We start from the raw sequence: 20,814 nt of genomic DNA, 5'->3' as shown, positions 1-20,814 counted from the left end.
TCTGGCCCGCCGGGCCCGCCGGGCAGCCCGCCGCGCCGGGCTTGCCGGCCCGCGCCGCGATTTCAGCAGGCAGACAGACCATCCACGACATGACGGAAACCGTAGCACTCAAGATCGTACAGCGCATCGCCACCGAACTGTCCGTCCAGCCGCGCCAGGTCGCGGCGGCCGTGCAACTCCTCGACGAAGGCTCGACCGTTCCGTTCATTGCCCGGTACCGCAAGGAAGTGACCGGCAACCTGGACGACACGCAGTTGCGCCAGCTCGAGGAACGCCTCCTGTACCTGCGCGAGCTCGAGGATCGCCGCGCCGCGATCCTGTCGAGCATCGACGAACAGGGCAAGCTGACCGACGAACTGCGTGCCGCGATCGACGCGGCCGACAGCAAGCAGGTGCTCGAGGATCTTTATCTGCCGTACAAGCCGAAGCGCCGCACGCGTGCGCAGATCGCCCGCGAGGCCGGCCTCGAGCCGCTCGCGCAGGCGCTGCTCGCGAATCCGCTGCTCGACCCGCAGACCGAGGCGGCTGCGTACGTCGACGCCGACAAGGGCGTCGCCGACGTGAAGGCCGCGCTCGACGGCGCGCGCGACATCCTGTCCGAACAGTTCGGCGAGACGGCGGAGCTGCTCGGCAAGCTGCGCGACTACCTGCACAACCAGGGCGTCGTGTCGTCGGCCGTGGTCGAGGGCAAGGAAAGCGAGGAAGGCGAGAAATTCCGCGACTATTACGACTACGCGGAAACGATCAAGACCGTGCCGTCGCACCGCGCACTCGCGCTGTTCCGCGGCCGCAACGCGGGCGTGCTGACGGTCAAGCTCGGCCTCGGCGAAGAACTCGACGCGCAGGTGCCGCATCCCGGCGAGGCGATGATCGCGCGCCATTTCGGCATCGCGAACCAGAATCGCCCGGCCGACAAATGGCTGTCCGACGTCTGCCGCTGGTGCTGGCGCGTGAAGGTGCAGCCGCATATCGAAAACGAACTGCTCACGCAACTGCGCGAAACGGCCGAAACCGAAGCGATCCGCGTGTTCGCGCGCAACCTGAACGACCTGCTGCTGGCCGCACCGGCCGGCCCGAAGGCCGTGATCGGTCTCGACCCCGGCCTGCGCACCGGCGTGAAGGTCGCGGTCGTCGACCGCACCGGCAAGGTGCTCGCGACCGACACGATCTACCCGCACGAACCGCGCCGCGACTGGGACGGCTCGCTCGCGAAACTCGCGCGCATCGCCGCGCAAACTCAAGCCGAACTGATCAGCATCGGCAACGGCACCGCGTCGCGTGAAACCGACAAGCTCGCGAGCGAACTGATCGCGAAGCACCCGGAGCTGCGCCTGCAGAAGATCGTCGTGTCGGAAGCCGGCGCGTCGGTCTACTCGGCGTCCGAGCTCGCCGCGAAGGAATTCCCCGAAATGGACGTGTCGCTGCGCGGCGCGGTGTCGATCGCGCGCCGCCTGCAGGACCCGCTCGCCGAGCTCGTGAAGATCGAGCCGAAGGCGATCGGCGTCGGCCAGTACCAGCACGACGTGAACCAGCGTGAACTCGCCCGCTCGCTCGATGCGGTCGTCGAGGACTGCGTGAACGCGGTCGGCGTCGACGCGAACACGGCGTCGGCCCCGCTGCTCGCCCGTGTGTCGGGCCTGAACGCGACGCTCGCGCGCAACATCGTCGACTATCGCGACGCGAACGGCCCGTTCCCGTCGCGCGAGCACCTGCGCAAGGTGCCGCGCCTCGGCGACAAGACCTTCGAACAGGCCGCCGGCTTCCTGCGCATCAACGGCGGCGAGAATCCGCTCGACCGCTCGTCGGTGCACCCGGAAGCGTATCCGGTCGTCGAACGGATGCTCGCGAAGATCAACAAGCGCATCGACGACGTGCTCGGCAACCGCGAAGCGCTGTCGGGCCTGTCGCCGACGGAATTCGTCGACGAACGTTTCGGTCTGCCGACCGTGCGCGACATCCTGGCCGAACTGGAGAAGCCGGGCCGCGATCCACGCCCGGAATTCAAGACGGCCACGTTCCGCGAAGGCGTCGAGAAGGTCTCGGATCTCGTGCCGGGCATGACGCTCGAAGGTGTCGTGACGAACGTGGCCGCATTCGGCGCGTTCGTGGATATCGGCGTGCACCAGGACGGCCTCGTCCACGTGTCCGCGATGTCGACGAAGTTCATCAAGGATCCTCACGAAGTCGTGAAGGCCGGCCAGGTCGTCAAGGTGAAGGTGATCGACGTCGACGTGAAGCGCCAGCGCATTGCGCTGACGATGCGCCTCGACGACGACGCGGCAGCACCCGGCATGTCGTCGCGCGGCGGCCAGGATCGCGGCAACGCCGGGCGCGGCGCCGCCCGTCCGCAGCGTGCGCGCGAGCCGGAACCGGCCGGCGCGATGGCCGCGGCATTCGCGAAGCTGAAGCGCTGAGCAGTCGAAAGCCTCGACGCACAAAAAAACCCGCCGAAAGGCGGGTTTTTCATTGCTTCGGAGAGGCGCGCGGCCTGATTCGGCATGGGCCGCATACGCGGCCCGCTCGCGCCCCGTCAGATCTCGATCTTCGTGCCGAGCTCGACGACGCGGTTCGCCGGAATCGAGAAGAAGTCGGTCGGCTTCGCCGCGTTCTGATGCATCCACGCGAATACGCGCTCGCGCCAGATCGACATCCCGGGCAGATGCGTCGGCACGACCGTTTCGCGCGCGAGGAAGAACGACGTATCCATCAGCTCGAACGTCATGTCGTGCGCGCGGCCGAATTCCTCGAGTACGGCCTTCACGTCCGGCGTCTCGTTGAAACCGTACTCGGCCTTGACGATGTACAGCCCGCCGCCCGCATCGCGCGAACTCAGGCGCTTGTCGTCGCGCACGTAAGGAAAGTCGCGCGTGACGAACGTCAGGAAAATGGTTCGCTCGTGCAGCACCTTGTTGTGCTTGAGGTTGTGCAGCAGGCTGACGGGCACGAGCTTGTCGTTGCCGGTCAGGTAGATCGCGGTGCCCGACACGCGATGCGGCGGATGCGCGAGCAGCCCCTGCAGGAACGGCTCGAGCGGAATGCCGTCGGCGGCCGTGCGCTCCTTGACGATGTGGCGCCCCTTGTACCAGGTCATCAGCAGGAAGAACAGCAGCCCGCCGATGCCGAGCGGCAGCCAGCCGCCCTGCGCGACCTTCAGCAGGTTCGCGCCGAAAAAGCCGAGGTCGATCGCGAGGAACACCGCGATGATCGCGCCGACCAGTATCCGGTTCCAGTTCCACACCTTCACCATCACGACGCATGCGAGCACCGTCGTGATCACCATCGTCGCCGTCACCGCGATGCCGTACGCGGCCGCGAGGTTCTCGGAGCTCTTGAAGCCGACCACGATGCAGAGGATCACGAACAGCAGCAGCCAGTTCACGACCGGCACGTAGATCTGGCCGATCGCGAGTTCCGACGTATGCAGCACCTTCATGCGCGGCACGTAGCCGAGCTGGATCGCCTGCGACGTCAGCGAATAGGCACCCGAGATCACGGCCTGCGACGCGATCACGGTCGCAACCGTCGACAGCACGACGAGCGGCAGCAGCCCCCATTCGGGCGCGAGCAGGAAGAACGGGTTCTCGATCGCCTTCGGGTTCTGGATCAGCAGCGCGCCCTGGCCGAAGTAGTTCAGCACGAGCGACGGCATCACGAGCCCGTATGCAGCGAGGCGAATCGGCTTCGCGCCGAAGTGCCCCATGTCCGCGTAGAGCGCTTCCGCGCCGGTCAGCACCAGCACGACCGAGCCGAGCACGACGTAGGCCTGCAGCAGATGGTCGGCCATGAACGACGCTGCGTAGTACGGATTGATTGCCGCGATGATGCCCGGCACGCGCATGATGTGGTACACGCCGAGCGCGGCGATCACGACGAACCACAGCACCATGATCGGACCGAACAGCTTGCCGACCAACGCGGTGCCGTGACGCTGGATCCAGAACAGCGCGATCAGGATCACGATCGTGATCGGCAGCACGAGGTGCGACAGGTGCGGCGTCGCGATCTCGAGACCTTCGACGGCCGACATCACCGAGATCGCCGGCGTGATCACCGCGTCCCCGTAGAACATGCATGCGCCGAATATCCCGAGCGCCATCAGCGCACCCGCGACGCGGGTTTTCGAGTCGAGCGGCCGCAGCGACAGCGCCATCAGCGCGAGCACGCCGCCTTCGCCGTTGTTGTCCGCCCGCATCACGAACAGCAGGTACTTGACGCCGACCACCAGGACGATCGCCCAGAACAGCAGCGAAATCACGCCGAGAATCGAGCTTTCGGTCAACGGAATGCCGTGCGCGGGGCTGAACGCCTCCTTGAGCGAATACAGCGGGCTGGTGCCGATGTCGCCGAACACGACGCCGATGGCTGCTATCGCTAGCGCCCGCATCGAATGTTGCTGCGTCGAATGCGGCGCGTGTGCTGCGTCGGTCGCGTGGATCGTGTCGTTCATATGAAGCGTAATAATCGGGTCCGGGTCGGACAAAACGAGCGCTATTCTACTCGCGCCCCCGTGAAACGCCGCCCTGCTCTGTTGCCGTGAAACCACGTGATCCACGCTGCGCATGCAATCCGGCGCGAGCTGTGGCAGGGCTGCCATCATAGCCGGGGCGGCGCCGTCTGCCTACCGGATACGCAGCGCACGCCGCGCCGCGCAAACGGTGCCGCAACGAAAAACGGCGCCGCAAGCGGCGCCGTACAAGGCTTTCGTTCGATCGGCCGGACGCTTACGCGCCCGAACCGTCGCGCTGCGCGCGACCGCGCTTGATCCACGCCTCGAGGTTGTGCGGACGAACCGTGTCCCACTCCTCGAACGGCTGATGAATCCACGGATTCGTCGGCAGGAACTGCGTGTGATAGTCGGGCTTGACCTTCGAGCACCCCTTGTACCAGAGCACGGCCGAACGCACGGCCGTCACGGACGGGTAGCGCTCCTTCAGGTGCTCCTGCACGCGCGCGAGCGTGACGCCCGAGTCGACGAGATCGTCGACCAGCAGCACGTTGCCCGCGAGATTGCCGCGCGTCATCGTGATGTATTGCGCGATGTCGAGCTCGCCCTGCTCGGTGCCGGCCGCTTCCCGGTACGAACTCGTCGCGAGGATCGCGAGCGGCACGTCGTAGATGCGCGACAGCTGGTCGCCGACGCGCAGGCCGCCGCGCGCGAGGCACAGGATCTGGTCGAACTTCCAGCCCGAGGCATGCACCTGGAGCGCGAGCAGCTCGATCAGACGGTGATACTCGTCCCAGCCTACCCACAGGTTCTTGTCGTCGTTGCGCGGATCGGTCATCAAGTCTGCCGCCGTCATCGTGATTTGCTGCGTCATCTGGAAATTACACCTTGAACGGATGGCGGAGCAGGATCGTTTCGTCGCGGTCCGGGCCCGTCGACACCATGTCGACCGGCACGCCAGCCACTTCCTGGACGCGGGCGAGGTAGGCCTGCGCGTTCGCCGGCAGCGCGTCCCACGTGTTGATCCCGACGGTGCTTTCCTTCCAGCCGGCGAACGTCTCGTACACCGGTTCGCAACGCGCGACATCGACCGCGCCGCGCGGCAGGATGTCCACGTCCTTGCCGTCGACGTGATAGCCGACGCACAGCTTGACTTCGTCGAGGCCGTCGAGCACGTCGAGCTTCGTCATGCACAGGCCCGACACGCCGTTGATCTGGATCGAGCGGCGCAGCGCAGCCGCATCGAGCCAGCCGGTGCGGCGCGGCCGGCCGGTGACCGAACCGAATTCCTTGCCGACGTTCGCCAGCGTGACGCCGATCTGGTCCTGACGCTGCGGGTTGTCCGCATCGTACAGTTCGCTCGGGAACGGGCCCGAGCCGACGCGCGTGCAATACGCCTTCGTGATGCCGAGGATGTAGTTGAGCTTCTGCGGACCGACGCCCGCGCCGGCCGACGCCGCGCCTGCGACGCAGTTGCTCGACGTGACGAACGGATAGGTGCCGTGGTCGATGTCGAGCAGCGTGCCTTGCGCGCCTTCGAACAGCAGGTTCTGGCCCGCGTTGTTCGCGTCGTACAGGCGGCGCGACACGTCGGCCACCATCGGCTTCAGGCGGTCGGCATAGCCGAGCATCGTGTCGAGCGTGGCCTGGAAATCGACGGCCGCGCCGCCCAGATACTGGGTCAGCACGAAATTGTGGAAATCGAGATTTTCGCGCAGGCGATCGGCGAAGGTCTTCGCATCGAACAGGTCCTGCACGCGCAGCGCGCGGCGGCCGACCTTGTCTTCGTACGCGGGACCGATGCCGCGGCCGGTCGTACCGATCTTGCCCGCGCCCTTGCGCGCTTCGCGCGCCTGGTCGATCGCGATGTGGTACGGCAGGATCAGCGTCGCGGCTTCGGAGATGAACAGGCGGTCGCGCACGTTCACGCCGGCTTCTTCGAGCTCGCCGATTTCCTTGAACAGTGCTTCGGGGGACAGGACGACGCCGTTGCCGATGTAGCAGGCGACGCCTTCACGCATGATGCCCGACGGAATGAGGCGCAAGATCGTTTTCTTGCCGCCGATGATGAGGGTGTGGCCGGCGTTGTGACCGCCCTGGAAACGCACGACGCCCTGAGCGTGGTCCGTCAGCCAGTCGACGATCTTGCCCTTGCCTTCATCACCCCATTGCGTTCCCACGACGACGACATTGCGCCCGGGAGTCACGTTCACTGCGCTGGCAGACATGTTGATTCGTTAGCTGGTTAAAAACGTATTCTACCTATGTTCGCGGGCGATTCCGAATTTTTCCGTTTCACTTCAACGATATGCACGCCGAAGCACGGGCCCGCGAACACCTGTTTATCGGGGTTCGACCACCCATGCGCCGTTGCGCTCGACGAGCGAACGATCGCACGCGAACTCGTCGAGCACGTGGTCGTGCCCCGGCAGCGCCTGGATCACGACCTCGCCCGCATCGCGCAGCGCCGCGACGGCCGCGCCCAGCGCATCGTCCTGCGCCCACGGCGCGAGGATCGCGGTGCCGCGCGCCTCGACCGGCGAAATCCGCGCGAGCTCGCGCAGGTCGAGCGAGAAGCCGGTCGCCGGACGAGCCCGGCCATAGGCCTGCCCCACGTGGTCGTAACGGCCGCCGCGCGCGATCGCGTTCGGCACGCCGTCGATGTATGCGCTGAACATCGCGCCGCTGTGATACGCATAGCCGCGCAGATCGGCGAGATCGATCGCGACCTCGACGCCCTTCGCCTGCGACGCAAGCTGCGCGAGATCGTCGAGCGCCCGCGTGATTTCGGGCAGCACCGGCAGGCGCGTGCGCGCCTCGGCGAGCACGCTCGCGTCGCCGTAGAGGCTCGGCAGCGCGCGCAGCGCGGCACGCGTATCGGCGCCGAGATCGTCGGTGAGTTCGTTCAGCAGCGGCACGTCCTTGCCCGACAGCGCGTCGTACAGCGACTCGCCACGCCCGGCGGCCTGCGCGTCGCGCGCCAGCAGCGCCGCGAGCACGCCCGCGTGACCGAGGTCGAGACGGATGCGCGACAGGCCCGCGAGATGCAGCGCGTCGAGCATCAGTTGCTGAATCTCGAGATCGGCTTCGAGCCCGGCGTGGCCGTAGATTTCGGCGCCGATCTGGATCTGCTCGCGCGTCGCGTGCAGGCCGCGCGGACGCGTATGCATCACGTGGCCCGCGTAGCAGAGGCGCGTCACGCCCTGACGGTTCAACAGGTGCGCGTCGATCCGCGCGACCTGCGGCGTGATGTCCGCGCGCAGGCCGAGCGTGCGGCCCGACAGCTGGTCGACCAGCTTGAAGGTACGCAGGCGCAGATCGGCGCCGCCGCTCGTCAGCAGCGACTCGAGATACTCGAGCAACGGCGGCATCACCATTTCGTAGCCGTACGAACGGAAGCGGTCGAGCAGCCTGCGGCGCAGCTCCTCGATCTTGCGCGCTTCCGACGGCAGTACGTCGGCGATATTCTCGGGAAGTAACCAGGTCGACATCGGTACGGTCCTACGACGGGAAACGGCGCGCGACACGCGCGCCGCGAGTTGAATCGGAACTTCGAAATCGGGCGGAACGAACGGCGGATGCGCCGTCCGGATCGGGGCGCCGGTCAGGTCGCGAGCAGCAGCAGCACGAGCCCGAGCACCATCACGATCAGCCCGCCGATCCGGATATGATGCGGCGGCCGCTCGGCTATTCTACGAAACGTGTCGCGCCAGGCGACGGGAAACACGAAGGGGAACGCCCCCTCGATGATCAGCATCAGCGCTACTGCGAGCAACAACGAGCCAGCCAGGTCCATGCGAGCGACGGCGCCGCTCGACGCGGCGCCCCAAGGTCAATGTTTGCGGGGAGCAGGCGCCGCCGGTGCGGCACCGCCCGTCGGGCTGCGCATGAAGCGGAAGAACTCGCTGTCGGGATCGACGACGATGATGTCGTTGCGCTTGAACGTATTCCGGTAGGCCTGCAGGCTCGCGTAGAACTGATAGAACTGCGGATCGCGACCGAATGCATCGGCGGCGATCGTCGCGGCCTTCGCGTCGCCCTCGCCCTTGATCGTCTGCGCGGACTTGTACGCGTTCGCGAGCACGGCCTGCTGCTCGCGTTCGGCGTCGGCCCTGATCTGCTCGACGTCGGCCGCGCCTTGCGCACGCACCTGGGCCGCCTGATCGCGCAATGCGCCGATCATTCGTTGATAGACGGCGTCCGTCTGCGCGGCCGGCAGGTCGACACGCGTGAGCTGGACGTCGACCACATCGACGCCGAAACCGGCCGCTTTCGCCTTCGCCGCATCGCGAGCCGCATCGGCGATCGCGCGCTGGCCGCCGAGGGCATCGTCGAGCGAGTGCTTGCCGAATGCATCGCCGAGCGCGCTCTTCAGCGTGCCGGACAGCCGCTCGGTCGCCGCCGCCGGGTCGCCGCCCGTCGCGGTGAAATATTTCATCGGATCGCTGATCCGATACTTCACCGCATACGCGACGAGCAGGTCGTGCTTGTCTTCGGTTGCCAGCTGCAGCGGATCGGACGACTCGAGCGATTGCAGGCGCGTGTCGATCAGCGTGGCCGTCTGCAGAGGCGGCGGCAGCTTGAAATGGAGGCCGGGGCCCGCGAGTTCCGGCTGCGTGCCGTCGCGGCCCGACAGCACGGCCGTATGGCGCGGATCGACGGTGAGGACCGTCGACGACGCCGCGAAGGCAACGATCACGATTGCGACGACGAGCGCAATGATTCGGTTCATGTTCTGCGCTCCCCGTTACTTCGTATCGTCTTCACGCGACCGGCTGCGAAACGCGTCGCGCGATCGCAGCACGTCGACGCCCGACGCGGTGGCGGCCGGTGCGGCGCTCGCCGGCGCGGCTGCGGCTGCCGACGGCGCCGTGGCCGCCGGTGCCGACGCCGCATCGGCGGCGGACGCGCCGGTCGAGGTCGCGGCGTTTTGCCGCCCCTGCTCGACGAGCTTGTCGAGCGGCAGGTATACGACGCTGTTGCCGCCCTTGTTGCCGACGAACACCTTCGTCGCGTTCGAATAGATTTCCTGCATCGTCTCGAGGTACATCCGCTCGCGAATGACCGCGGGCGCCTTCGAGTACTGCGCGTAGACCTGCTTGAAGCGGTCCGCGTCGCCTTCGGCTTCCGTGACCACGCGATCGGCATACGCCTTCGCTTCGTCGACGAGCTTCGCCGCATCGCCCTGCGCCTTCGGCAGCAGGTCGCTCGCATACGCCTGCGCGGCGCGCTTCGCGGCCTCGCGCTCGTCGCGCGCCTTCGCGACTTCGGCGTAGGCGGCCTGGGTCTGGTCGGGCGCCGCGACGCTCTGCATCGTGACGGCCGTCACCTCGAGCCCCGACTGGTAGCGGTCGAGATCGCGCTGGATCGCGCTGGAAAGCTGCTCGCGCAGCGCATCGCGGTCCTGGTTCAGCATGTCGGCCGCGCTGCGCGTGCCGACGATCGCGCGCACCGCGGCCTGAGCGGCCTGCGACACGCTGCGCTCGGGATCGACGCTGCGGAACAGATAATCGGTGGCGGAACGGATCCGGTACTGGACGATGAAACGCACGTCGACGATGTCGGCATCGCGCGTCAGCATCGCGGCCTCCTTGACGTTCGCGAGGCGCACGACGTTGTTGCGGCCGATCTCGATCGAGCGGACCTGCGACGTGTCGACGATCTCGTGAGACGCGAACGGATACGGCGCGCGCCAGTGCACGCCCTGGCCGACCGTGCCCGACACCTTGCCGAGCTGCAGCACGACACCCGTCTGGCCTTCCTGCACGACGAACAGCCCGCTGCCCGCATAAACCGCGACCAGCACGCCGATCACGATGCCGACGCCGACCCGTGCGGCCCGGCCGTTGTCGGGACGGAAGCCGTTGCCGCCCTTGCCGCCGAACAGGCCGCTCAAGCGACGGTTGAAGTTACGCCACATCTCGTCGAGATCGGGCGGACCGTCGCCGTCGCCGCCTTGCGGGCGTTTCGATTCGTTCGCGCGGGGGCGGGATCCGTCCTTGCCATTGCCTTCGCCGCGTCCCCAGCGGGGATCGTTGATCGACAGCAAGGCGCGCATCCGCCGCCAGGTACTCCGCTCGTTGTATTCGTTCACCAGAATTTGTTCACCAGATTGGACGCCGGCGAACCGGCCGGGACCGGTTAGCGCCCGTGTTCGGAAATCGTGTGGTCTTCGTGCGGTTCAGCGGACGTGCCATCGAGCGCGTCGGGCAACGTCGCGCTGGAAAGGTGTTCCGCGGAGGCGATTTCGGCGATGGCGGCGCGCAACGTATCAAGACCCTGACCGGTGCGCGCGCTCAAAAAGACGCGCGAAATATTACCATACTCGTCCCGCTCGACCGCGTCGCCGCGGGCCGCCAGCTCGGGCACCGCGTCGATCTTGTTGAACACCAGCACCTGCCGGATCGTGTCCGCGCCGATCTCGTGCAGCACGCCGTTGACCTGCTCGATCTGCTCGAGCCTGACCGCGCTCGACGCATCGACCACATGCAGCAGCAGATCCGCATGGATCGTTTCCTCGAGAGTCGCGCGGAACGCCGCGACGAGCTGGTGAGGCAGCTCGCGGATGAACCCGACCGTATCGGACACGACGATCTGCCCGACCTCGTCGCCGAGATACACGCGCCGCGACGTCGTATCGAGCGTCGCGAACAGCTGGTCGGCCGCGTATGCCTGCGCTTTCGTCAGTGCATTGAACAGCGTCGACTTGCCCGCGTTCGTATAGCCGACGAGCGACACCGACATCGTGCCGCTGCGCGCGCGCTGCCGGCGCTGCGTGCTGTGCTGGCGGCGCAGCCGATCGAGCCGCGACTTCAGCATCTTGATGCGTTCGCCGATCAGCCGGCGGTCGGTTTCGAGCTGGGTTTCGCCGGGGCCGCGCAGGCCGATACCGCCCTTTTGCCGCTCGAGGTGGGTCCACGCGCGAATGAGCCGGGTCGACAGGTACTGAAGCTGCGCGAGTTCGACCTGCAGCTTGCCTTCGTGGCTGCGGGCGCGCTGCGCGAAGATGTCGAGGATCAGGCTCGTGCGATCGATCACGCGCCTGTTAAGCGCTTGCTCCAGATTGCGTTGCTGGGCGGGCGCCAGGGCGTGGTTGAAGATGACGATTTCGACGTTGTGCGCGTCGCAGGCAAGCCGCAGTTCTTCGGCTTTGCCGCTGCCGATGAACATCTTGGCATCGGGACTTGAGCGACGACCCGTGAGGGTGACGGCGGGACGGGCCCCCGCGCTGGAGGCGAGAAGACTGAGTTCTTCGAGACTGGCTTCGAAATCGGTCTTGCCGAAATCGATGCCGACGAGCGCTGCGTTGATCAAATTATCGGGTGTCAAGATAAGGCGGCTGGCATCGGTCGCTCGCGGCGACCGGATGCCGGCCGCTGCAATAGGTTAGGACGAAGCTTCCGCGTCCGGGTGGAAATTCACCGGGCGCGCCGGCACGACCGTCGAGATGGCGTGCTTGTAAACCATCTGGGTCACCGTATTACGGAGCAACACGACGTACTGGTCGAACGATTCAATGTTCCCTTGAAGCTTGATGCCGTTGACGAGGTAGATCGAAACGGGAACGTGCTCTTTGCGCAGTGCGTTCAAAAACGGGTCTTGTAACAATTGCCCTTTGTTGCTCATGGCGTACTCCATCTTTTTTTGCAGGTTGATCTGAATTGGCGGCGAAGAAAAAGAGATCCGGCGCCAATCGCTACACTATAGCCGATTTTGCCTGCCCCGCCCGGGCCCAGGCCATGCGGCCTGGCCGTTGCGGGGCATGCTTCAGCCCTTGTCCGCGTACGGGTTGTTCGACGAACGGAACTCTATGCGCAATGGAGTCCCGGTCAGCGAGAAAGTTTCGCGGAACCGGTTTTCGAGGTAGCGCTTGTAGGTTTCCGTCACCGCGTCGAGCGCGTTGCCGTGGATCACGATGATCGGCGGATTCTGGCCGCCCTGGTGCGCGTAGCGCAGCTTCGGACGCACCGGGCCGCGACGGCGCGGCTGCTGGAACTCGACGGCCTCGATCAGCGCGCGCGTGAGCTTCGGCGTCGGCAGCTTCGTCATCGCCGCCGCGTACGCGTCGTCGACCGAACGCATCAGCGCGCCGATACCCGTCTTCTTCGCGGCCGAAATGAAGTGCGATTTCGCGAAGTCGAGGAATTTCAGCTTGCGGGTCAAATCCGCTTTCGCGCGGTCGCGCGCGTGGTCGTCGAGGCCGTCCCACTTGTTGACGCCGATCACGAGCGCGCGGCCCTGCTCGACGACGAAGCCGGCGATGTGCGCGTCCTGGTCGGAAATGTCCTGCTGCGCATCCAGCAGAAGAATGACGACGTTCGCGTCGGAGATCGATTGCAGCGTCTTCACGACCGAGAACTTCTCGATCGCCTCGAACACCTTGCCGCGACGTCGCAGGCCGGCCGTGTCGATCAGCGTGTATTTCTTGCCGTTACGCTCGAAGTCGACGTAGATCGAATCGCGCGTCGTACCCGGCATGTCGAACGCGATCACGCGGTCTTCGCCGATCAGCGCGTTGACGAGCGTCGACTTGCCGACGTTCGGACGGCCGACGATCGCGATCTTGATGCCGCGCGACGGATCGTCCACGTCCGCTTCCTCGGGCTGGCCCGCGTACGCGACCTCGAGCGCCTCGTTGATCATGTCGGTCACGCCGTCGCCGTGCGCGGCCGAGATCGCGCGCGGATCGCCGAGCCCAAGCTCGTAGAAGTCCGTCGCGACCGCCGTGTACTTCATCCCCTCGGCCTTGTTGACGACCAGGAAGATCGGCCGGCCGGTCTTGCGCAGGTAGTCGGCGATCGACTTGTCCTGCGGCGCGAGCCCGTTACGGCCGTCGACGATGAACACGACGACGTCGGCTTCCTCGACGGCCTGCCGCGTCTGGCGCGCCATTTCGTGCAGGATGCCGTCCTTCGCGACGGGCTCGAAGCCGCCGGTATCGACGACCAGATACGGCCGTTCGCCGACGCGCCCTTCGCCGTAATGGCGATCGCGCGTGAGGCCCGGCAAATCGGCGACCAGCGCATCGCGCGAGCGCGTGAGCCGGTTGAACAGCGTGGATTTCCCCACATTGGGGCGCCCAACGAGGGCAATGACCGGTTTCATCTGAGTTTTCTACGGTGAAGCGCAGCAGCGGGAGGCCCGCTGCTGCGGGCGGCTGCGCTGAATGAAAATATCACGAATTCGCGCCGCGCCGAATGCGCGCGCCGGGCGCGCGTTGCGCGCCGTCGTCTTTCGTCTCGAACTGCCTTTCAAATACCGAGCGGCCGGGAACACCGGCCGCCTTCAAGTCGCGTGGCCGCGGCGCGCGGGACCCGCCCGCCGCGCCACGGCCACGCTGGTTTCCTGCGCGTCAGCGCGGGCGGAACCCGTACAGGCCGCCGTCCTTCGTCTGCACGACGAGTGTATTGCCCGCGAGGACCGGCGCCGCCGTAATCGCGCTGCCGTCGGTCTTCATCCGCGCGATGAAGCTGCCGTCCTCGCGCGACAGGAAGTGCACGAAGCCCTTGTAATCGCCCATCACGACCGCATGCCCGAGCAGGTACGGCACGCCGACGTCGCGGCTCTTCAGCTTGTCGTTGCGCCAGAGCTGGTTGCCCGTGGCCGCGTCGTACGCGGTGACGACCGACCAGTCGTCGCCGCCGGCGACCACCGAATCGTCCTGCGCGAGGCCGCTGCGGCTCGAGAACGGCTTTTCCCACAGCGGACGGCCCGAGTTCGCATCGAAGCAGCCGAGCTGACCCTGGAACGTCACCGCGCAGGCTTCCGCACCCACGAGCGTCGGCGGGCCGCTGACGTCGTTGATGCGCTCGACCTCGGTCACGCCCTTCGGGAACGACACCGGGGTCTGCCAGAACGGCTCGCCCGTCTGCAGGTTGATCGCGACGAGCCCGCCGCCCGGGAAGCCCGCCAGCACGGCCGCGTCGCCCGCGAACGTCATGCCGGCCGACACGCGCAGGTTCAGCGGCACCGCGCGGTTGCGGTAGTTCCACTTCTGCTCGCCCGTCTGCGCGTTGAACGCGATCACCTGGCCGTCGATCGTGCGGACGACCACGAGGCCGTTACCGACGAGCGGCGGCGAGAAGATCTCGCCCTGCACGCTGGTCTTCCACAGCTGCTTGCCGTCCGGGCCCAGCACGAACACGCCGCCCTTCAACGCACCGACCGCGGTCAGGTTGCCGTCGCTGCCGACACCGGCCGACAGGTCCGAACCGACCTTCGAGCGCCAGAGCGTCTGGCCGGTCTTCGCGTCGATCTTCTCGACCGAACCGTTTTCGCCCGCCGCATAGACGGCGTCGCCCACGGCCACCGGCGAGAACAGGTAGCGTCCGGCCTTGCCGACGCTCGCCTTCCAGACCTGTTGCACGTCCATGACGGGCTTGAACTCGGTGAGCGGCGTCGGCACGCGGCGCGCGTCCTTCGACGACGAGCAAGCCGCCAGAGCGAGGACAGCCGCCGCGCAGGCAACGGGCACAGCGTAACGTTTCAGCAAATTCATCGGTTAGCGAAGCAGAGTTAAGAGGTTGAGGGGACCGGGATTCAGCCGCCGAGCGCGTCCAGCTTGAACTGCACGAGCTGGCGCGCAGACTGGTCGTCCTTCGACAGGCCGTCGAGCGCGAGCTTGTAAGCCGCACGCGCATCGTCGGTCTTGCCTTGCGCGGCCAGCAGATCGCCGCGGCGATCGGCCACGAGGCCCTTGAATGCATCGACCGGCGTACCCGACAGCAGCGCGAGGCCCGCATCGTACGCCTTCTCGTCGAGCAGCAGCGACGCGAGGCGCAGCTTCGCGATCTGCTTGTACTCGTCGTCCTTGGCGTGATCGACGGCCCATTGCAGCTGCGCCTTCGCGCCTGCCGCGTCGCCGGCCGCATACAGCGTCTTCGCGGCCGCAAGCGCCGTCATCTGCGCATACGGCGTGCTGCCGAACTTGTCTTCCATGTCGGCAGCCGCGCGGGCCATCGTGGCCTTGTCGTTCGCGGCGGCAGCCTTCTGGACCTGCTCGTACAGCCCGGACGCCTCGGCAGCCTGACGGCGCTGCCAGTAGTTCCAGCCGTTGAAACCGGCCGCGACGACGAGCGCCGCGAGCACGATCCACGTGGTGAGGTTGCCCCAGCGGGCCCACCACGCCTTGAGACTTTCAATCGATTCTTGTTCGTCGTGATAACTCATCGGCGAGCGATTCCTTCCTGTTCAGGCTTTTCTTGTCGAGCGAATGCGAGCGCGATCAGTCGTCGCCGTCTTCGGCGGATGCAACCATCGCATTGATTAGGAATTCGGTCAAGCTTTCGACCGGTACGGTCTGCTGAACGTTCTTTTCCCCTTCCGCACCCGCGCCGCGCAACGCTTTCACGCCCACCGTGCCGTTCGCGACCTCTTCTTCGCCGAAGATCACCGCGAACGCGGCGCCGCTTGCATCGGCCCGCTTCATCTGCGACTTGAAGCTCGCCGGCGCGCCGTCCGCGCTGCAGTGGAAGATCACGTCGAGGCCCGTGTCGCGCAGGCGCTCGGCCGCGATGAACGCCTGTTCGCGCGCGGTTTCGCCCTGATGCACCACGTACACGTCGACGCCTTCCTGCTCGGGCGCCAGATCTTCTTCCTTCAGCAGCTCGAGGATGCGCTCGATGCCCATCGCCCAGCCACACGCGGCGGTCGGCTTGCCGCCGAGCTGCTCGATCAGCGGATCGTAGCGGCCGCCGGCCGCGACCGTGCCCTGCGCGCCGAGCTTGTCGGTCACCCATTCGAACACGGTCAGGTTGTAGTAATCGAGGCCACGCACGAGACGCGGGTTGATCTTGAACGGAATGTTGTTCGCGAGCAGCAGGCGCTGCAGCCCGTCGAAGTGCGCGCGCGATTCGTCGCCCAGGAAGTCGATCAGCTTCGGCGCGTTCTGCGCGATTTCCTGCAGCGCGGGATTCTTCGTGTCGAGCACGCGCAGCGGGTTCGTATACAGGCGGCGCTTTGCGTCCTCGTCGAGCACGTCGGCAAACTGCTCGAGGTACTTGATCAGCTCGACGCGGTGCGCGGCGCGCTCCTCGGCGAGGCCGAGCGAGTTGATCTCGAGCTTGATGCCGGTCAGGCCGAGGTCGTCCCACAGGCGCTGGCACATCATGATGATCTCGGCATCCGCATCGGGACCCGCGAAGCCGAGCGCCTCGACGCCGACCTGGTGGAACTGGCGATAGCGGCCGCGTTGCGGACGCTCGTGACGGAACATCGGGCCGATGTACCACAGGCGCTTCGGGCCGTCGTACAGCATGTTGTGCTCGATCGACGCGCGCACGACGGCCGCGGTGTTTTCCGGGCGCATCGTCAGGTTCTCGCCGTTCAGCGCGTCGGTGAAGCTGTACATCTCCTTCTCGACGATGTCGGTGACTTCGCCGATGCCGCGCGTGAAGAGCTGCGTATGTTCGACGATCGGCGTGCGGATGTTCTGGTAGCCGTACGCGCGCAGCAGCGATTTCACGGTAGCTTCGAAGAATTCCCACAGGCCGGCATCCTGCGGAAGGATGTCGTTCATGCCTTTGACGCCGGTGAGCTTCTCGATCTTGCGTTTCTGTTCGGTCATCGTTCGTGTGTATGGACGAATTAGTTCAGGGCCTCGGTGCGGCCGTAATTGCGTGCGACGTAGTCGCTGACGATCTGCTGGAATTCCTCGGCGATCCGCTCGCCGCGCAGCGTCTTGACCTTCTCGCCGTCGATGAAGACGGGCGCGGCCGGGTTCTCGCCCGAACCCGGCAGGCTGATGCCGATGTTCGCGTGCTTCGATTCGCCCGGGCCGTTGACGATGCAGCCCATCACCGCGACGTTCATCTTCTCGACGCCCGGATATTCCTTGCGCCACGCCGGCATCTGCTCACGCAGGTAGGTCTGGATCTGCATCGCGAGTTCCTGGAACAGCGTGCTCGTCGTGCGGCCGCAGCCCGGGCACGCGATCACCATCGGCGCGAACGAGCGCAGGCCCATCGTCTGGAGGATTTCCTGGCCGACGATCACTTCGCCCGTGCGCGACGCGCCCGGTTCCGGCGTCAGCGAGATGCGGATCGTGTCGCCGATCCCTTCCTGCAGCAGCACGCCGAGCGCCGCCGTCGACGCGACGATTCCCTTCGAGCCCATGCCTGCCTCGGTCAGCCCGAGGTGCAGCGCGAAGCCGCAGCGGCGGCCGAGTTCGCGGTACACGGCGATCAGGTCCTGCACGCCGCTGACCTTGCACGACAGCACGATGCGGTCGCGGCCCAGGCCAAGCTCCACCGCGCGTTCGGCCGAGCCGATCGCCGACTGGATCAGCGCCTCGTACATCACGCTTTGCGCGTCCCAAGGCTGCGCGCGCGCGCCGTTCTCGTCCATCATGCGTGCGAGCAGATCCTGGTCGAGGCTGCCCCAGTTCACGCCGATCCGCACCGGCTTGTCGTACTTCGCCGCGGCTTCGATCATCTGCGCAAACTGCGTGTCGCGCTTCGCGCCCTGACCGACGTTGCCGGGGTTGATCCGGTACTTCGACAGCGACTCCGCGCAGCCCGGGTAGTCGCGCAGCAGCAGGTGGCCGTTGTAGTGGAAATCGCCGACGAGCGGCACGCTCACGCCCATCCGGTCGAGCTGCTCGCGAATCGCCGGCACCGCGGCCGCGGCTTCGGGCGTGTTGACCGTGATGCGCACCAGTTCGGAGCCCGCGTTCGCGAGTTCCTTGATCTGGATCGCCGTGCCGATCGCATCGGCCGTGTCGGTATTCGTCATCGACTGCACGCGCACCGGTGCGTCGCCGCCGATCGTCACGAGTTGCCCGCCCCAGCGGACATCCACCGCATGCGATACACGGCGCGGCTGATGCCCGCCGAACACCGGCTCGGTTGAACAAATCTGACTGCTGCGTGGGGATTGAGCTTCGGATTGCATCGATAGATCCATTTACGCGGAATGCGCCGCGACGCGACGCATGAATTGAAAAAGCGCCGTGCCCTCACGGCCTGCCGAGATCGACGGCAAGCCTTCGCCACGGCGCTTGACGTCAGGGCAACGTGAACCGCGCCACGTTACCCCGCGCTGCCGAATATTTTGCCGGATCGACAGGTTTTCCGTCGAACGCAACCGCGTCGAGGCCGGCCTTGTTGCCGATCGTGACCTTGAACGGCCCCTCACCTGCAACCTGCTTCGTTTCGCCGGCCCGCACCAGCGCCGAGAACAGCTCCTTGCCGTTCTTGTCGCGCACGCTGAACCAGCAATCCTGCTTGACCTTCAATTCGATCATCGACTGGCCTGCCGCCACCACGACGCTCGCCGGCTGGGCCGGCGCGGCCGTGCTCGCCGCCGCCGTTGCCGCCACGGGCTGCGATGCCGCGGCCGTCGCGACCGGGGCCGCGGGCGCCGGAACAGCCGACGCAATCGCCTGCGCCGGAGCAGCCGATGCGGTAGCCGGCGCCGGAACCTCATTCGTCACCGCCGTCGACGCGTCATTCGTGGCCGCTTCTTCGGCAGACGACGATGCCGCCGCCGCGCTCGCGGCCGACGCATGCTCGGCGTCGCCGCCCTTGAAGCGCGCGAGCAGGCTCGCCGAATCGCCGCCAGTGTGCCACATCAGTACGGCGACCACCGCGACGACGACGATCCCCGTTCCCCACAGCCACGGATGGTGGCGCGACGAGCTGCCCAACGGAATCGACACGCGGCCGCGCGGCAGATCCGTGCCCGACGACGCAGGCATCGACAGGTCGACTTCCGGCACCCCGCGCTCGCGGCGCAGCGCCTGCGCAAACGGTTCCGGATCGACGCCGAGCATCTTCGCGTAGCTGCGCACGACCCCGAGCGCGAACGTCACGCCGGGCAAATGGCTGATGTCGCCGGCCTCGAGCGCCCGGAGCTTTTGCGGTGCGACCTTGAGTCGCGCCGACACGTCGTCGACCGACCAGCCCTTCGTCTCCCGAAGCTGCGCCAGCCGGCTGCCGACCGCCGCCAGCGATTCCAGCCCCGCCGGTGCCGGCTTCGCGGCATTCGTCTCTGCGCCGTTAGACGGCTGCGGCTCACTCATCCTTGTCCTCGCGTCGATTCTTCTTCACTGGCGGCTGCCGCCGGCTTCCGCCGGCCGGCACCCGCAACGGTTCATACCATGCGCGGCGCCGAGGCGCCGCGACCGATCGCTATTCGCGTGTTGCACCGCCAAAGGGTTCGGGCACCCCGGCCAGGTGCCCCCGTCAAACTGCCCGAACTTCGATGATTTTTCCTGCTGCGCCCGTTCGTTCCGCCAGGCGCGTACGATCCTTCACCGCGCCGGCCAGTTGCCCGCACGCGGCGTCGATGTCGTCGCCGCGCGTCTTGCGCACGGTCGTGACGACACCCGCGTCGATGAGGACCTGCGCGAAGCGCTTGATCTGTTCCGGCTTCGAGCGGATGAGGCCCGATTCCGGAAACGGATTGAACGGGATCAGGTTGAACTTGCACGGCACGTCGCGCGTGACGGCCAGCAGTTCGCGCGCATGCGCTTCGGTGTCGTTGACGCCGTCGAGCATGCAGTATTCGAACGTGATGAAGTCGCGCGGCGCGACTTTCAGATAACGCTGGCACGCAGCCATCAGCTCGCGAAGCGGATACTTCTTGTTGAGCGGCACCAGCTCGTCGCGCAGCGCATCGTTCGGCGCATGCAGCGAAACGGCCAGCGCGACCGGCAACTCGGCGCCGAGGCGGTCCATCATCGGCACCACGCCGGACGTCGACAGCGTGACGCGACGGCGCGACAGGCCGTACGCGTTGTCGTCGAGCATCAACCGCATCGCGGGCACGACCGCGCTGTAATTCAGGAGCGGCTCGCCCATGCCCATCATCACCACGTTGGTGACGACCCGTTCGGCCTTGCCGTTCGGGCCGGGCGCGCGGCCCAGCGACGCTCGCAATGCAAATTCGGCCATCCGGAGCTGGCCGATGATTTCGGCTGTCGACAGGTTGCGGGAGAAGCCCTGCTTGCCCGTCGAACAGAAGCGGCAGTTCACCGCGCACCCGGCCTGCGACGACACGCACAGCGTGCCGCGCGTCTCTTCCGGGATGAACACGGTTTCGACCGCATTGCCGTTTCCGACGTCGATCAGCCACTTGCGCGTGCCGTCGGCGGAAACATGATCGCTGGCGATGTCCGGCATCACGATCGATGCGCGGCCCTTGAGCTTCTCCCTCAGGGACTTCGCGAGATCGGTCATGCCGTCGAAATCGCCGGCGTTGTACTGGTGGATCCAGCGCTGCAACTGCTTGGCGCGGAACGGCTTCTCGCCCAGGCTGCCGCAGTACGCGACAAGACCCTCGGCGTCGAAGTCGAGAAGATTGACGGAAGTTTCGCTCGTCATGATGTGCTGCCTTGCCGCGTGCGCTGAATCCTGCCTACTTGCTGTCAG

The 20,814-nt window shown here is 66.5% G+C and carries 17 protein-coding genes; 1 reads left to right on the top strand and 16 read right to left on the bottom strand.

Features of this window, described 5'->3' with window-relative positions; all coding sequences use genetic code 11:
• The first annotated feature begins 89 nt into the window (after positions 1-89).
• Positions 90-2,414, top strand: coding sequence for a Tex family protein (locus tag C4B30_RS30705; RefSeq protein WP_027784573.1), 2,325 nt, complete (start codon positions 90-92; stop codon positions 2,412-2,414).
• A 116-nt stretch (positions 2,415-2,530) separates the two neighbouring features.
• On the opposite strand, the gene C4B30_RS30700 is transcribed toward C4B30_RS30705, so the two are convergent.
• The 16 genes from C4B30_RS30700 to rlmN all read right to left on the bottom strand — a co-directional run bounded on the left by C4B30_RS30700 (position 2,531) and on the right by rlmN (position 20,766).
• Positions 2,531-4,447, bottom strand: coding sequence for a potassium transporter Kup (locus C4B30_RS30700; protein WP_027784574.1), 1,917 nt, complete (start codon positions 4,445-4,447; stop codon positions 2,531-2,533).
• 274 nt (positions 4,448-4,721) lie between these two features.
• Entirely contained in the window at positions 4,722-5,318 is a 597-nt protein-coding gene (locus C4B30_RS30690) for a phosphoribosyltransferase (protein ID WP_006485899.1), read from the bottom strand.
• Positions 5,319-5,325: 7 nt separating this feature from the next.
• Positions 5,326-6,672 carry an adenylosuccinate synthase gene (locus C4B30_RS30685; RefSeq protein ID WP_027784575.1) on the bottom strand — a complete coding sequence of 449 codons (1,347 nt, stop codon included), beginning with the start codon at positions 6,670-6,672 and terminating at the stop codon, positions 5,326-5,328.
• Positions 6,673-6,786: 114 nt separating this feature from the next.
• A complete protein-coding gene (locus C4B30_RS30680; RefSeq protein ID WP_027784576.1) occupies positions 6,787-7,935 on the bottom strand; it encodes an ATP phosphoribosyltransferase regulatory subunit in 1,149 nt (382 codons plus the stop codon).
• A gap of 113 nt (positions 7,936-8,048) precedes the next feature.
• A complete protein-coding gene (locus C4B30_RS30675; RefSeq protein WP_006478685.1) occupies positions 8,049-8,240 on the bottom strand; it encodes a DUF2065 domain-containing protein in 192 nt (63 codons plus the stop codon).
• Positions 8,241-8,276: 36 nt separating this feature from the next.
• Positions 8,277-9,176 carry a protease modulator HflC gene (gene hflC / locus C4B30_RS30670; protein WP_027784577.1) on the bottom strand — a complete coding sequence of 300 codons (900 nt, stop codon included), beginning with the start codon at positions 9,174-9,176 and terminating at the stop codon, positions 8,277-8,279.
• 15 nt (positions 9,177-9,191) lie between these two features.
• The gene (gene hflK / locus C4B30_RS30665) at positions 9,192-10,538 is read right to left on the bottom strand and encodes an FtsH protease activity modulator HflK (protein WP_027784578.1); all 1,347 of its coding nucleotides are present in this window, start codon (positions 10,536-10,538) and stop codon (positions 9,192-9,194) included.
• A 47-nt stretch (positions 10,539-10,585) separates the two neighbouring features.
• A complete protein-coding gene (hflX, locus tag C4B30_RS30660; protein WP_027784579.1) occupies positions 10,586-11,758 on the bottom strand; it encodes a GTPase HflX in 1,173 nt (390 codons plus the stop codon).
• A 72-nt stretch (positions 11,759-11,830) separates the two neighbouring features.
• On the bottom strand, positions 11,831-12,070 hold the full coding sequence (hfq, locus tag C4B30_RS30655; protein ID WP_006399927.1) for an RNA chaperone Hfq: 240 nt from the start codon (positions 12,068-12,070) through the stop codon (positions 11,831-11,833).
• A gap of 141 nt (positions 12,071-12,211) precedes the next feature.
• Entirely contained in the window at positions 12,212-13,549 is a 1,338-nt protein-coding gene (gene der / locus C4B30_RS30650) for a ribosome biogenesis GTPase Der (protein ID WP_089500256.1), read from the bottom strand.
• A gap of 247 nt (positions 13,550-13,796) precedes the next feature.
• On the bottom strand, positions 13,797-14,942 hold the full coding sequence (bamB, locus tag C4B30_RS30640; protein ID WP_027784581.1) for an outer membrane protein assembly factor BamB: 1,146 nt from the start codon (positions 14,940-14,942) through the stop codon (positions 13,797-13,799).
• Between the two features lie 41 nt (positions 14,943-14,983).
• A complete protein-coding gene (locus C4B30_RS30635; RefSeq protein ID WP_006478678.1) occupies positions 14,984-15,613 on the bottom strand; it encodes a tetratricopeptide repeat protein in 630 nt (209 codons plus the stop codon).
• Positions 15,614-15,668: 55 nt separating this feature from the next.
• Positions 15,669-17,009, bottom strand: a complete 1,341-nt coding sequence (gene hisS / locus C4B30_RS30630; RefSeq protein ID WP_027784582.1) for a histidine--tRNA ligase — start codon at positions 17,007-17,009, stop codon at positions 15,669-15,671.
• Positions 17,010-17,029: 20 nt separating this feature from the next.
• Positions 17,030-18,334: a flavodoxin-dependent (E)-4-hydroxy-3-methylbut-2-enyl-diphosphate synthase gene (ispG, locus tag C4B30_RS30625; RefSeq protein WP_027784583.1), complete on the bottom strand. Its 1,305-nt coding sequence runs from the start codon at positions 18,332-18,334 to the stop codon at positions 17,030-17,032.
• A 112-nt stretch (positions 18,335-18,446) separates the two neighbouring features.
• Positions 18,447-19,463: a helix-turn-helix domain-containing protein gene (locus C4B30_RS30620; RefSeq protein ID WP_027784584.1), complete on the bottom strand. Its 1,017-nt coding sequence runs from the start codon at positions 19,461-19,463 to the stop codon at positions 18,447-18,449.
• A 163-nt stretch (positions 19,464-19,626) separates the two neighbouring features.
• Entirely contained in the window at positions 19,627-20,766 is a 1,140-nt protein-coding gene (gene rlmN / locus C4B30_RS30615; protein WP_027784585.1) for a 23S rRNA (adenine(2503)-C(2))-methyltransferase RlmN, read from the bottom strand.
• Between the last annotated feature and the right edge of the window lie 48 nt (positions 20,767-20,814).

The organism is Burkholderia sp. BE12 (assembly GCF_002959955.1).
GTDB lineage: Bacteria > Pseudomonadota > Gammaproteobacteria > Burkholderiales > Burkholderiaceae > Burkholderia.
This window is presented reverse-complemented; position numbering and strand designations above follow the sequence as displayed.